We start from the raw sequence: 14,048 nt of genomic DNA, 5'->3' as shown, positions 1-14,048 counted from the left end.
TATATATTGTATACGTAGCATTTATTTTATTTAACAATAATACTTAAAATGTAAATTCTATCGAATAAACTCCTGATACTGTGACTTTTTTATCTCAATTTAATATCCATAATAGACTCATCATGCTATCAAATTTAGCCATGTAGCTTCACATCTTCGTATCCATGTATAAAATTATTATATAACTTATAGCTTGATGATTAGTTATATATAGTGGATTAGCTATATTATTAGTAAACTTATTCATAGTATTTTTTATTGTTCAATTATCTATTGACCTTGAAGTTACTTCACCCTTTATACTTCTAATTATAATTTGATTATGGAGGTATTGGTATGCAAGAAAACATATTAAAACAAGGTAGAATCTCAAGTCTATTTGTAAAGTTCTCCGTGCCAGCTATTATAGCAATGGTAGTAGCAGGCATGCAAACAGTTATAGATGGTTTATTTTTAGGTAATCTTATAGGTCCAAATGCTATGGCTAGCGTTAGTATAGGTGGTCCATATATACAGTTTGTCATAGGATTTTCAATGCTTATAAGTGTTGGTTCTTTAAGTTTTATGGGAAGAAGCTTAGGCGAAGGCAAAGAAAAACTAGCCCAGGACATATTTAAAACATCATTTATATTATTAAGCTTAGGTGCTATATTTTTCTCTTTTTTAGGTGTTGTATTTAGTGAAAATATTGGTTTAACACTAGGCTCTAATGATATTTTAATACATGATGTTTCAATATATATAAAAACAATCTCAGTATGTATATTACCAATGTGTTTAGGTTTTTTGATTGGCTTTACAAATAGACTTGTTGAAAAACCAGATTTATACTTTAAGGGTATGATTGTAAGTTTAATAGTAAATATTACTCTAAACTATATATTAATAAAAAAACTACAGTTAGGTATAGCTGGTGCGGCTCTAGCTACTGGACTATCTTATTCGTCTGTGTTTATAGTAGTTCTACCACCTATGTTAAAAAAGGAAAATATTATAAATTTATTTATAGGTAAATTTAAAAAAAGTACTATATTTCCTGTTATTTATAACGGTTCATCTGAAGCTATGTCTGCTCTTGCAACTGTTGTATCTGCATACTTATTTAATAATGCATTTATGAAAATTGCTGGCGAATCAGGCGTTGCTGCTTTTACAAGTATTAACTATATTGCTCAGTTTGGAATGTTAACAGTGTTTGGAATTGCTGATGGTATAACCTCTATAATAAGCTATAACTATGGTGCAAAAGAGTTTGGCCGAGTTAAGTCTATCGTAAAATTATCACTATATGTGTCTTCTGTAGTTTGCTTTGCTACATTTATAGTATTATTCTTTTTTAGTGATAATTTAATCAATATGTTTGTTGGTTCAGATGAATTTGTAGGTGAATTAGCTAAAACTGGGTCTAAATTATATGCATTTTCATTTATTTTTAATGGTTTTAGTATAATATATTCATCATATTTCACAGCTATAGGTTATGCTAAAGAGTCTATAATAATAGCTTTAAACAGAGGATTAATATTCATACTAATCGGGATTATTATTTTACCTAAGCTTATAGGTATACATGGAATTTGGCTTACAGTTCCTTTTGCTGAGCTATTAACCTTCATTATATCTTTATATTTAATGAATAAATATAGATTACCATCTACCCATGCTAATATAAAAGACTTAGAATATGCCAATACAAAATATTAATATAAATTATAGGTAATTATATTACAGGAGCCATCATTTATTATATATCGATGTCTCTTGTAATGTTTTTGTGAGGGAGTGATATATATGAAACTTTCAATAGGCGAAGTTAGTAAAATTTTCAATATAAGTAAAGAAACACTTAGATACTATGACAAAATAGGAATTTTAAAACCTGAAGTTAATTCTCAAAATGGATATAGATATTATTTGTTTAAGCATTTAGAAAAATTAAGTTTAATTCTGGGAATAAAGCTTTTAGGTATATCTTTGGCAGATATCAAAGACACTATAGAAAGTGAAGATTTAAACAAGTACAAAGACTTAGTCTTAAAGCAAGAAGAAATTCTTCAAGTAAAAAAGAAAGAACTTGAGCATCTAGAATATAATCTGAATGAAAGTAAAAAAGTTTTAGATATTGTAACTAGTTTTCAAAATGAGTATAATTTTGATAATTTAGAAATATCGGATAAAAACTATACACTTTATGCTCTAGATATAAAAAAATTATTAAGTTCAAATATTTCTCCTATCGATACACTTTCATTAGAAAAAGAATTATCGTATTTAAATGAAGAAATAAATGATACTTATATTTATTTATATACTATTGTTGAAAATAACAGTGTACGTGAAGACGAAAATGTTTTATTTATAAAAGAAAACTCTAGAAATATTAACTTACTAGAAAAATATTTAAATAAGGAATATTTAGATTCTCTAAAATTAAGAATGTATGGAAAATATGTTTCTGTTAATTTTTATGGTACTGTTAAAGAAATAAATGAGTATATATTATCTCTTAATAAATATTTTAATTGTCCTAAAAATAATAGTGCTTATGTAACATATGAATTTTATTTACCTAAGAAAACTGATGATGTAACCTATTTTGTTAATATAAGTTTAAATGTTAGTAGATAAACATTAAATCTTACACTATATATATGGGTATATCCCTATTTTGAGATATACCTATATTTTAATTGAATTATAAGTTACCTACAATAGATCTAAATAAAGCAAGTGTCTTTAGCTCATGATCTTTGTCCATAAATCCAGGATGTGCACTTGTTTTTACAATAATAACATTTTTACTTAGATTGATATATATCCACTGACTATATATACCTATAGCCATAAATTCTTTCTCATTCCCTTCTGGTATCCACCATTTGTAACCATATCCAAAAGTATTATATGAATCATTATTTACACCTGGTCTTAAATGATATTCTCTTATATCTATTGATTCTTCAATCCATTTAGAAGGTATAATCTGCTCATTATTAAACTTACCATTATTTAGATATATCTTAGCGAAACGTGCATAATCCCTTAACGATATACTTAATCCTCCCATTGCAAGCTCTTTATTATTACTTAAAGTCCAATACGCATCATTTTCTACACCTATGCGCTTCCATATTTTATTTTCTAGATAATCACTTAAACTACAACCAGTAGCATTGGTTATAACTTCACCTATTATTTCTGTATTGATACTTGAGTATTTTCTTAATGTTCCAGGTTGAATTTCTAATTTTAATTTTGATATATATTTAATAGCTGGTTTTCCAAGTAACATAGAGATCGACATTTTACTCATATCAGTATCTTCATCAAAATCAATCCCTGATGACATTTGTAAACAATCTTTTATAGATATTTTTTCTAGTTCAGTATTTTTTAACTCTGGTACATAGTTTCCTATAGGTTCATTTACGCTATTTATATATCCTTCACTTATTGCTATTCCAAGTAATGCAGATACAAATGATTTACAAACTGAGTTTGATGACAATAATGTATTTTCATTCGCTCCTAAAAAGTAATTTTCATACTTTATTTTGTCATTAGAAATGACTATTATACCTGTAGTATTTGTTTCCTCTATAAATTTGTCGGTACTAATTTTTTCTTCTTTAAATTTAAATTTTTTAGGTAATGATTCTAATTCTTTTTCAAAATAAAATACCTCTGACCCTTTATTAATTCTTTTAGATGGTTGAATCTGATACATTGTTTGAAAACTATTAGCAAGATTATCTCTTTTAAAAGCTGATAAAGAATTATACAGAAGTTTAATTTTTTTAGGTATTACATTTATCATTGAAATATTCCTTTCTATTCAAAATAATGTTAATTGAAATTTCTAGTACAACTAAAATTGTATAGGGTGAAGTAGCTTCAATGTCAAATATAATTTTTATGTTTTCATTATTTACTTAAATAAAAAAGCACATTGATAAATTTTAATTATCAATATGCTTTCATAGATTTTAATGATTTATAAATTTTTTTCTAAGTTACTATCACTATTATTTTTTATCTAGTTTGGCAACTAATCCATCAATTAATGCTCTCTCTTGTGTATGCTCTTTCCTTTGTTCTGGTGTAATTGATGTATTTACTAATCTTAAGTATTCATTTTCTATTTCCTTGCTGTATTTATTTATTGATTTTTTTATTAAGCTTATTTGATCGTTGTCTAGTTTTAAAGTTTTCATTATTTTTAATCTCCCTTAGATTTTAAAATTATTTATCTAACGTCACTCTATTAATGCATAACTTGCTAACCTAGTTTATATATGTATTCTTCTTTATGTATTTAAATACCTTCTTTATATCGTCTACTTATTCCTGTACCTGCAAATAAAATTGGCCTTATTCCACTATCATGCATACTTATTTTTAATTTATATAATACTTCATTTAAGTACTCTTTATAATACCCCATATATTATTTGATTATTTCATCAATTCTTCTTTTTTCATATCAAACTCTTCTCTTGTTATTAATCCTGCATCTAAAAGTTCTTTAAATTTTAAAAGTTCATCTGCAACACTAAATGAATTGCTACTTTCTTGTGTATATTCTGTAGTTATCGCTATATCTTCTATATCAACCTCTTTATAATCGACATCAACAATTTCATTTTCTATATCCCTCAAGTCTCTCTCTAAGTCTTTATCAGTATAATTTGTAATAGACTCATTTAAAACCTTATTTAATCTATTTCCCATAGGCTTCATAGATGCATATGTTATTCCACCTGAAACAACTCCTCCTAATATAGGAATTGCCTTTGATACACTCTTTGCGAAACTATCTTTAGTAACTTTAATCCCTATTATAGATGCTGTTTTCTTTATTATAGGATAATAAAATGTCTTTGTTAAAGCCTTCTGTGGTAATTTTTTTAATGCTTGTTTTGATAAATTACTTGAAACTAATCTTAATGCAGAAGCTGATCCTCCTACCCCAAACATAACACCTAAGAATAATGTTAATTCACCCTTTACCTTTTCATCATCTATTTCATTGCCTTTCCATAAATCTTCATATCCATATAAATAAGCTAGCTCTTGTGCCAGTCTAAGTGCAGTTCCAAAAAATTGTAACGTGTCCATTGGTATAGTAGCTGCCATAGCTAAACCTCCAGGTATCCCCGCTGCAAAAGATGCTGTTGTTGTTTGTGTAGTTCTTTTACTTATCAGTGATTTTGCTATTTTATTTAATGTATGTGCATCTATTCCTGCATCTATAGTGTTCTTATCTATAGCTAACCTCACTATTTCTTTATCTTTTATACTATCACTCAATAAGTTATTAAGAAACTTATCCCTATCAACTTTAACTCCCGGAACTTTTAATGCATTTAACAATATTACATCAAATTGATTATTACTTTCCACTGATACATTGCTCATATAAAATACCTCTTTTCATAAATACTTACTTTTCTTTAATATTACAATATCTACCATTATTTTTTTGTCGAATTTTGAATTTTTATCAAATATTTTGATATACAACTATTGGTAATATAAACCCTCTAAACTAAAAAAACTCTTATTTAACCACCTTTTCATATTATTATTTACAAAAATATACTGTAACTTATACGGTAGCTAAGAACTACAATTTATCATTTTTACTAGCTATTAACCCTATTATAAAGATAATAACTCCGCCTATTACTATCCATTTTAACAACCCTAAAACTATCCCTCCTAAACACCCTAAAATAGCATATGATGCTATAAAACATCCAAACAACATAGTGCCTATAGCTCCACATCCAAAGTATGTTATATCTAATATTGAATTTATTAAAAAAAATATTATTGTAGCTAAAATTATTACTAATACTCCAAATATCATTTCCTTCTTAAGCCTCCTACCATGCATAAACTTTACATCTATTTTATATCTGCATAAACATAAAATAAATAGACTATATGTACATAAATTAGTACACATAGTCTATAACTAATATATATTATTTAATTTTACTATCTCTTCTTTCACTAAATTTATTAAGTATTCTGGTTTTACTACGACACCATCAGAACCTAACTGTAATACCCATCTAACAAGGCCCTCACCTATATTCGCCATAAATCGCCCACTATAGCTATCAACATCATTGATATTAATAATAATATCCTCCCCAAATGAATCTATCATAAAATTTAATAGTTTTTTATTAAACTTTATAGTAACTTCTGATTCTATCCCTGGGAACATTTTAAAACTTTTTTTAGAATATATAACTGGGTTGAATCCATATTTGCATTCATCTATACAATCTATATTTTTTAAATCTTCATCAATAATTTTTATATTTTTCATTCTATCTATTCTATAATTTGATAAATTGCTGTGTTTATCCCCAAATAAAATAAGATAATAATTTTCATTTTTTAATATTATTGATACAGGATTTACTTTGTATAATTTAACTTTGCTTTCATTATCTAACCGAGGTAAAAGTTTTTTCTTATAATTGTAATCATAATAATTAAATGTTATTTTCTTTTTATTTATTATTGCTCTATTAATTTTATCTACATTTATAAAAATTTCTTCATTTATTGATTTACATCTACTATCAATAAATATAGTCCTATCTACATCTCTTTTACTATATATTGCTCTAAACTTTAATATCTTATCTATCAATTCTTCTGTTTTCTTTTTTGTTATAAATCTACTTGATGCTATTGCATCTGCAATTATTTTAATTTCATACTCTTCTAATCTATGTCCAATAAGCTTGTACCCTTTATCTTCATTATCATATCTACTTATATGGAATCCTAATTCATCCATATCATTTATGTATCTGTATATTGTTCTTCTATCTATCTCTGCACCAATATATTCCTTCATAAAAGTGTTAATATCACTCGTTGATAATGATACATTTTCATCAGAATATTTGCTTAATATTTTTATGAATGTATAAAATTTTACATTGTTGTTTGTTTTGTTCATTTGATTCCTTTCCTTAGTTTTAGATTATTTAAAGTAAAATGGTATAATAATTCTCTAAAAAATGTATTGACTATTTAGTGAGTACATTTTTCATGAATCGCAGAAATAATATCCACGATTAATTCACTAATGTGTAAGTTCTAAATACTGAATAAATCTTTATAAGTATTTACTACTCTATTATATAATACAACAGAAGAAACTACAGTCTATGAGTGGTGGTTTTATATAGCCCTAGTTCCTACCTTAATTAGGAAGGAGGTGTCATCTATATGGAAATAATTATGAATTTTATTGTAGGGTCTCTTAGCTCTGTCTGTATTGGTCTAAGTACTAATTACATATATGCTAAAATAAAAAACACTTATCTATTGTTAAAAAGCAAGGTTTCGTTTTACTTGCTATATATGTATCCTATATGACATACACAATAATTAGATAATTAAAAGAGAGTGCTTATAAATGATTTATTAAGTCATATAAAAAGCACCCTCTTACATCTATCTTCTTTTCTTTGTATCTATTTTTCACTAATAATCTTTAAACTTCCATCTCCAATAATATAAATTTCTTCACAAAGTTTTTTAATTAATTATTATGCATAATGACACGCAATTTTGTGCCCCTCAGATACTTCAACAAGTTTTGGAGAATTTTCTTTGCAAATATCTCTAGAATTTATGCACCTATTGAAATAAGGACATCCATCTATACTCTCACAGTTATTAACTTCTTCCATAACATCATCAACTTTACTTCTATATTGATATGATGATGCTAATAGCCTTCTAGTATAAGGATGCTTCATTTCATAAAAATCTTTTATATCTTCTATATGCTCCATAATCTTTCCCTTATACATAACGACTATTGAATCTGATAGATAATACACTGCTTCTAAATCATGAGATATCAAAATATAAGTTAAATCTAAATCCTTCTTAAGATCTGATAATAAATTTAGAATTTGTGCTTGTATTGAAATATCTAGGCTGCTTAAAGGTTCATCAAGAACTAATAGACTAGGACTCGATGCCAATGCCCTTGCTATACATATACGTTGTAACTGACCTCCGCTAAATTGGTGTGGAAATTTATTTTTATCACTTCTATTCATTCCAACTTTTTCTAGAAGCTCTTCTACTCTTTTTTTTGTATCTTCTTTTGATAATTTGTAAAAATTACTTAGTGGTTCTCCTATAATTTCTAGTACTGTACTTCTTCTATTTACTGCTGCTAGACTATCTTGAAAAACCATTTGTAATTCTTTTCTAAGTAAATCTCTTCTTTTAATATCCTGTACTTTTTTACCTTTAAAAACTATACTTCCATCTGTACTATCTTCTATTCCTAATATCATTTTGCCTAAAGTGCTCTTTCCACATCCACTTTCTCCTACTAGTCCTACACAATTACCTTTTTTAATATTTAAACTAACTCCATCAACTGCATATAATTTCTCTTTATTTTTTAGTTTATATACTTTTTTTACTTCATTTATATTAAGCAGTTCCACAACTATATGCCCCCTCCTCAAAATGAATACATCTTACCTCGTGATTTTGATTTACTTTAATATTAGAGATTATGTTATTTTTACATTTTTCATTTTTTCTATTACATCTATTATAAAATTCACATCCACCTCTTCTTTCAAATAAGTTTGGTGGTGTTCCATCTAATATAGCTAATCTTTCTTTAGAAAAATTAGGTCTAGATGATATTAATCCTTTTGTGTATGGATGTTTTGGATTGGTCATAATTTCATTTATGGGTGCTTTTTCTACTATACTTCCGCCATACATTACTAGTACTTCATCTGCTAATTCTGATATTACTCCTAAATCGTGGGATACTAGAATTATTGAAGTACCTAAATCCTTTTGCATTTTAGAAAGTATTTTTATTATTTCGTATTGAACTGTTAAATCAAGAGCTGTAGTTGGCTCATCAGCAATTAATACTTCTGGCTCAAGTGCAATTGCTATTGCTATCATTATACGCTGTAGCATACCACCACTTAGCTCAAAAGAATAACTATCTAATACATTTTTAGGATTTTGAATTTTCATCTTATTAAGAATATATATGGCTTTTTTTTCAATATCTTTTTTAGACATATTTTTATGAGTAGTAAGTGTTTCTATAAAATGATATCTTATAGTTCTAATAGGATCAAATGCACTCATTGGATTTTGTGTTATTAGTGCAATATGCTTTCCCCTAAATTTATTCATATCTTTATTACTTCTATAAGGAATTGGTGTTTCTCCAAAGTAAATATCTCCATTTATAATCCATTTTTTATCTTCTAAAAGTCCTAGTATTGCAGAACATGTAATAGACTTACCACTACCACTTTCTCCTATAATTCCTATCGTCTTTCCCGGGTCTAAGTCAAAGCTTACATCCTTCACTGCTATTAGCTTTTGATTTTTATGAATTAATTCAATTTTTAAATTATCAATTTTTAAAACTGAATTATCTCCCATGTTTAAAATTCCCCCTATAAAATTAATATTTACTAACTAACTACCTCTTCTAAAGTATCTCTTAATTTATCTCCTATTATATTTGTACTTAAAACTACAAGTAAAATCATAATACCTGGCCAAAACATTAGCATTGGGTTACTATGCATAAATGAACGTCCATCATTTATCATCATCCCCCACTCTGGCAGAGGTGCCTTAACTCCAAGTCCTAAAAAAGAAAATCCTGATACTGCTAATATTGTGTGCCCAAAATCAATTGTTATTATAGCCAACACCTGTGGAAAAATATTTGGCAAAATAGATTTAATTAAAATTTTTATGTTTGATGATCCAACTAATTTGCTACAATCTACATAACTTAGCTCTCTCTCCCTTATTGTCAAATTTCTTGATACTCTTGCATACCAAATCCATTGTACAGAAATCATAGCTATGATAATATTTTTTATACCCGGTCCTAAGAAACTTACTATTACTAAGGTTAAAACTAAACTCGGAAAAGAGTATAATACATCACATAATCTCATAATTATCATATCTATTTTCCCACCTTTAAATCCGGATAACATTCCTATAAATATTCCAAAAGTTGATGATACTGCACATGCAATTAAAGAAAATCCAATGGTTGGTCTAGTACCATGAACTATTCTAGAAAATATACACCTACCCATATTATCAGTACCCATAGGATATTCTATCGATATAGGCATAAATTTTTTTGTAAGCTCCATTTCCAAAGGATCATGTGGTGCTATAATTGGTGCAAAAATTCCTGTTATTATTACTATAATTATAAAAACAAAACATAATAGTGTTAACTTGTGTTTTAATAGATTCTGTGTAATTTCTTTTATATTCATAAATCTATCCTTCCAATCTTATTCTTGAATCAATGCTTGCACATGCTAAGTCAGCTAAAAGATTACTCAAAATAAATATTACTGCCATAAGTATTATGTATCCTTGAATCATAGGATAATCTCTTTGTGAAATTGACCCGACTATTACACGTCCAAGACCCGGCCATGAGAAAACGTTCTCAACTATTACACTTCCTGATAACATTCCTCCAAAATTCATTCCTAGAGAAGTTATTATTGGTATCAAAGAATTTCTTAAAACATTATTAAATAATATCTTTCTTTCACTTATTCCTCTTGCCCTAGCATAAGTGACTGATGGTGACTTCATATTTTCTAGTAAGCTATTTCGTAATATTCTTGAGTAAGTTGGAACATATCCAAAAGCTAGTGTTATTGATGGTAATATAATATTTGATAATTTCTCAGCTCCTGCCACTGGTAATATGCCTAATTTTATTGAAAAGAATTGTACCAATAAAAATCCTAGCCAAAATGCAGGCATGGACGAACCAATAAATGCAAATATACGACTTAGATTATCTACTCTTTTACCTGGGTGAGTTGCTGAGTACATACCTAGTGGAATACTAATAACAAATATCCACAATAATGATGTAACTGCTAACATCATAGTATATTTTAGACCTGATAATAACTCTTGAGATACTAAGTTTTTAGATATATATGATGTTCCTAAATTAAATTGTAGTACGTTTTTTATCCAATCAAAGTATTGAACTATTATTGGTTTATCTAATCCTAGGTTTTTTATTGCTATTTGTATGTTTTTTTCAGTTACAGGAATATTTGCATTAGTTAAATATGCTGTTGCTGCATCTCCTGGCATAATCCTAACTAAAAGAAATGCTACTACTGAGATTCCAATCAGTATGGGTACTAATGTAATCAGCCTTTTTAAAACATATTTCTTCATTATAAGTCCCCCTGTCTTATAATTACAATAAACTTAAACTCTAGTATTAATTTACTATAACTAGAGCTTAAGTTTATTTATACTTTAATCTAACTATGTATCTATCTTATTTAGACTCTCTAGTAACTTCTTCAATTGGTATGTAGTAAAGTGTATTAAACTTTATTCCGGTTAAATCTTTATCGCATGCAACCAATCTTGTAGTCTTAGAAATTGGTAAGTATACTGCTTGATTATGTAATGTTGTTAGTATATCAGTATATATATCTTGTCTAGTATTTTCATCATTTTCAACTATAACTTTACCTATTTTTTCATCTAATTCTTTCTTCATAGGAAGTCCCTTTTGAGCTTGATAATCTGCATACCCCTCATTTTTCATAGAAGCTACTAATGTATGTGGATCATATGGATCCCCCCATGTTTCAGTTATAGTTATGTCAAAATCGCCACTCTTAGTCTTATCAATTAAAGCTTGTCTTTCTTGAGATTCTAAGTTTATCTTTACACCCATCTTTTTATATTCACTTTGTAGTACTTCTCCTAAAGATTTGTATATGACATTATCCCCATCATAATAAAAACCTAATTCTAGTTCTTTTCCATCTTTAGATCTATACTCTTTACCTTCTTCTAGTTTCCAACCAGCTTCATCAAGCATTTTTCCTGCTTTTTCTAGGTCATATTCATATTTTACTAAATTGATATCACAATAAGGAACATTTTTATCAAATAATGTGTCTGCCGGTTCTTGCAATCCATAAAATACATGCTTTGAAATAACTTCTTTATCTACTCCGTGTTGTAATGCTTTTCTCACTTTTAAATCTTTTGTAGCTCCATTAGTAGCATTTACGATTAAAGAAACTGTACTTAAAGGCTGTGAAACTTGAGTTTTAAACCCACTTGATTTCAACTCATTAAATGCATCTGGTGATAGCCTACTTTCAACGTCAAATATCATATTAACTTCTCCAGCTTTTAGAGCATTTACTGCAGTGTCACCATCTGGAGTAACTACCATTTTAACTTCCTTAAACTTTGTTTTTTCTCCCCAATAATCTTCATTTCTCTCAAGAATAGCATACTCTCCTGCTTTATATTCTTTTAGCTTCCACATACCTGTACCTATTGGCTTTTTTATTTTTTCAGATGTATCTCCATCATCTGGAAATGATGCCTCAGCCATTATGCGAACTGGTCTAGATAAAGCAAGTTCTTGTAAAACTGGATAATATGACTCTTTATACTTTATTTTTACTGTATGATCCTCTACCACCTCTACAGATTCCATTAAATTAACTGACTCCAAGAAAGAATGCGCATCTTTATTTTTTAAAAATGCATCAAAATTCTTCTTAACTACTTTAGCATTAAGTTGTGAACCATCAGTAAATTTTACATTTTTTCGTAAATAGAAAGTGTATTCTTTACCATCTTCTGAAATATCCCATTTTTCTGCTAATGCAGGCTTTACTTCCCCTTCTTCAAAAGTAGTTAAGCCTTCATACAAAAAATTTTGACCATACATAGGACTATATCCATGTGCATTTAAGTCTCCAATGTCATTAGCCGTTGCTATTACTAGCATATCATTTTTTTTGCCCTCTTTATCTCCCTCACTAGTTGATGAACTGCATCCAATCATGCTCGCTGTCATTAAGCTTACTATTAAAAATAAACTAAGTTTCTTTCTAATACCCCTTATCATGATATACCCCCTTAATATATTTTTGCATAACAAAAAATACCACAAAAATATTATTCTACTTCATGTAGAAATTTCTACCTTCATGGTATTTTCTGTATATATATCTTATTAATTTAAGTATATTAAATATTTTATAATAAATCAATACGTTAAGTTAATAATTTAATTTTAAAATTACTTTTATGTGAAATCTTTCTAATTCTTCTTCATTTTTTTATCATTATAACATTATACTTTATATTTTCAATAATACCTAATATCACTCACAGTTAATAATTTATTTTATATTATTTAAATAATACTTATTTGGATTATTTAAAATTATATATAGTCCATCCTAATGAAAATATTCCTTTTATATCGCCTATATCTGATAGAACAGATAAAAAGTCTCTAATTTTTCCTATTGACACTGCTTTAGAATAGTTTTTGACTCAATTGCAACTCTATACGTTTCTCCTACTTGCTAAGGATTCTTACATATTGTTCCTTCATACTCATTCTAATAATTCTCCCTTATAATTTTTCTTTAATATTAAAAAACACATTGATAATTTACCAATGTGTTTTTCGTGGATTTAAATGGTGGAGACGATTCACAAGAATTATACCCACCATTGAATATTTATTGAGATACTTATCTAATTTATACTAAAATACAATAGAAATTACACTCTATTGTACTAGGTTGTAATTTCTTTTTATACTTATATTATATTAGAAATAAAAATAAACAATAAATTCAATATATATACTTAAAAGTTTTTTTCATTATATACTGACTCTTCCTTTACTTGTTCTTTTACTATTTCAAATCCTCTATTAATATAAAACTCTACTGATTTTTTATTATCCTTATATACTGCAAGATTTTTTATTATTATTTTTTCTTGGTATATATAAATATTTACCATAAATATATTCTTGTAACAGCTCTACTATATTTAATGGTAGTATCTCATTTGCATTTGCATATTTCACAATGTTTGCTCCTATCTACTTTTTATTTGTATATAGTCGAGCAAGATCTATTATGGATACATTAGCCGTCTCT

At 27.3% G+C, this 14,048-nt stretch carries 13 protein-coding genes; 2 read left to right on the top strand and 11 right to left on the bottom strand.

The features are described from left to right. Positions 1-336: 336 nt before the first annotated feature. Positions 337-1,704, top strand: a complete 1,368-nt coding sequence (locus tag NWE74_RS13745) for an MATE family efflux transporter (RefSeq protein WP_258243562.1) — start codon at positions 337-339, stop codon at positions 1,702-1,704. 87 nt (positions 1,705-1,791) lie between these two features. After that, positions 1,792-2,628, top strand: a complete 837-nt coding sequence (locus NWE74_RS13740) for a MerR family DNA-binding transcriptional regulator (protein ID WP_258243561.1) — start codon at positions 1,792-1,794, stop codon at positions 2,626-2,628. Between the two features lie 67 nt (positions 2,629-2,695). Here the strand turns inward: NWE74_RS13740 and NWE74_RS13735 are convergent, their stop codons facing one another. The 11 genes from NWE74_RS13735 to NWE74_RS13685 all read right to left on the bottom strand — a co-directional run bounded on the left by NWE74_RS13735 (position 2,696) and on the right by NWE74_RS13685 (position 13,975). Next, positions 2,696-3,817 carry a serine hydrolase domain-containing protein gene (locus NWE74_RS13735; RefSeq protein ID WP_258243560.1) on the bottom strand — a complete coding sequence of 374 codons (1,122 nt, stop codon included), beginning with the start codon at positions 3,815-3,817 and terminating at the stop codon, positions 2,696-2,698. Between the two features lie 208 nt (positions 3,818-4,025). Further along, positions 4,026-4,214, bottom strand: a complete 189-nt coding sequence (locus NWE74_RS13730; protein WP_258243559.1) for a hypothetical protein — start codon at positions 4,212-4,214, stop codon at positions 4,026-4,028. A gap of 241 nt (positions 4,215-4,455) precedes the next feature. After that, positions 4,456-5,418, bottom strand: coding sequence for an SHOCT domain-containing protein (locus tag NWE74_RS13725; RefSeq protein ID WP_258243558.1), 963 nt, complete (start codon positions 5,416-5,418; stop codon positions 4,456-4,458). Positions 5,419-5,626: 208 nt separating this feature from the next. Continuing rightward, positions 5,627-5,872 carry a hypothetical protein gene (locus tag NWE74_RS13720; RefSeq protein ID WP_258243557.1) on the bottom strand — a complete coding sequence of 82 codons (246 nt, stop codon included), beginning with the start codon at positions 5,870-5,872 and terminating at the stop codon, positions 5,627-5,629. 108 nt (positions 5,873-5,980) lie between these two features. After that, positions 5,981-6,988: a helix-turn-helix transcriptional regulator gene (locus NWE74_RS13715; RefSeq protein WP_258243556.1), complete on the bottom strand. Its 1,008-nt coding sequence runs from the start codon at positions 6,986-6,988 to the stop codon at positions 5,981-5,983. Between the two features lie 595 nt (positions 6,989-7,583). Continuing rightward, on the bottom strand, positions 7,584-8,504 hold the full coding sequence (locus tag NWE74_RS13710) for an ABC transporter ATP-binding protein (RefSeq protein WP_258243555.1): 921 nt from the start codon (positions 8,502-8,504) through the stop codon (positions 7,584-7,586). Further along, positions 8,491-9,480: an ABC transporter ATP-binding protein gene (locus NWE74_RS13705; protein WP_258243554.1), complete on the bottom strand. Its 990-nt coding sequence runs from the start codon at positions 9,478-9,480 to the stop codon at positions 8,491-8,493. Before NWE74_RS13705 ends, NWE74_RS13710 begins: the two co-directional genes overlap by 14 nt. A gap of 32 nt (positions 9,481-9,512) precedes the next feature. Then, complete coding sequence (gene nikC, locus NWE74_RS13700; RefSeq protein WP_258243553.1) at positions 9,513-10,346, bottom strand: nickel transporter permease; 834 nt, start codon at positions 10,344-10,346, stop codon at positions 9,513-9,515. A 4-nt stretch (positions 10,347-10,350) separates the two neighbouring features. Further along, positions 10,351-11,283: a nickel ABC transporter permease gene (gene nikB / locus NWE74_RS13695; RefSeq protein WP_258243552.1), complete on the bottom strand. Its 933-nt coding sequence runs from the start codon at positions 11,281-11,283 to the stop codon at positions 10,351-10,353. A gap of 106 nt (positions 11,284-11,389) precedes the next feature. Continuing rightward, positions 11,390-12,994, bottom strand: a complete 1,605-nt coding sequence (gene nikA, locus NWE74_RS13690; protein ID WP_258243551.1) for a nickel ABC transporter substrate-binding protein — start codon at positions 12,992-12,994, stop codon at positions 11,390-11,392. Positions 12,995-13,849: 855 nt separating this feature from the next. Next, a complete protein-coding gene (locus NWE74_RS13685; protein ID WP_258243550.1) occupies positions 13,850-13,975 on the bottom strand; it encodes a hypothetical protein in 126 nt (41 codons plus the stop codon). Positions 13,976-14,048: the final 73 nt, after the last annotated feature.

It is taken from the genome of Romboutsia lituseburensis, from assembly GCF_024723825.1.
In the GTDB taxonomy this organism is placed as follows: Bacteria; Bacillota; Clostridia; order Peptostreptococcales; family Peptostreptococcaceae; genus Romboutsia_F; species Romboutsia_F lituseburensis_A.
Note: the sequence above shows the minus strand (reverse complement) of the source record. Positions and strands in the feature narration are given on the sequence as shown.

What these genes read in the sequence shown, in the direction of transcription:
- NWE74_RS13735 (WP_258243560.1), bottom strand. Translation starts at nt 3,817, where the DNA reads ATGATAAATGTAATACCTAAAAAAATTAAACTTCTGTATAATTCTTTA.
- NWE74_RS13730 (WP_258243559.1), bottom strand. Translation starts at nt 4,214, where the DNA reads ATGAAAACTTTAAAACTAGACAACGATCAAATAAGCTTAATAAAAAAA.
- NWE74_RS13720 (WP_258243557.1), bottom strand. Translation starts at nt 5,872, where the DNA reads ATGATATTTGGAGTATTAGTAATAATTTTAGCTACAATAATATTTTTT.
- NWE74_RS13725 (WP_258243558.1), bottom strand. Translation starts at nt 5,418, where the DNA reads ATGAGCAATGTATCAGTGGAAAGTAATAATCAATTTGATGTAATATTG.
- NWE74_RS13740 (WP_258243561.1), top strand. Translation starts at nt 1,792, where the DNA reads ATGAAACTTTCAATAGGCGAAGTTAGTAAAATTTTCAATATAAGTAAA.
- nikB (WP_258243552.1), bottom strand. Translation starts at nt 11,283, where the DNA reads ATGAAGAAATATGTTTTAAAAAGGCTGATTACATTAGTACCCATACTG.
- NWE74_RS13705 (WP_258243554.1), bottom strand. Translation starts at nt 9,480, where the DNA reads ATGGGAGATAATTCAGTTTTAAAAATTGATAATTTAAAAATTGAATTA.
- nikA (WP_258243551.1), bottom strand. Translation starts at nt 12,994, where the DNA reads ATGATAAGGGGTATTAGAAAGAAACTTAGTTTATTTTTAATAGTAAGC.
- NWE74_RS13715 (WP_258243556.1), bottom strand. Translation starts at nt 6,988, where the DNA reads ATGAACAAAACAAACAACAATGTAAAATTTTATACATTCATAAAAATA.
- nikC (WP_258243553.1), bottom strand. Translation starts at nt 10,346, where the DNA reads ATGAATATAAAAGAAATTACACAGAATCTATTAAAACACAAGTTAACA.
- NWE74_RS13745 (WP_258243562.1), top strand. Translation starts at nt 337, where the DNA reads ATGCAAGAAAACATATTAAAACAAGGTAGAATCTCAAGTCTATTTGTA.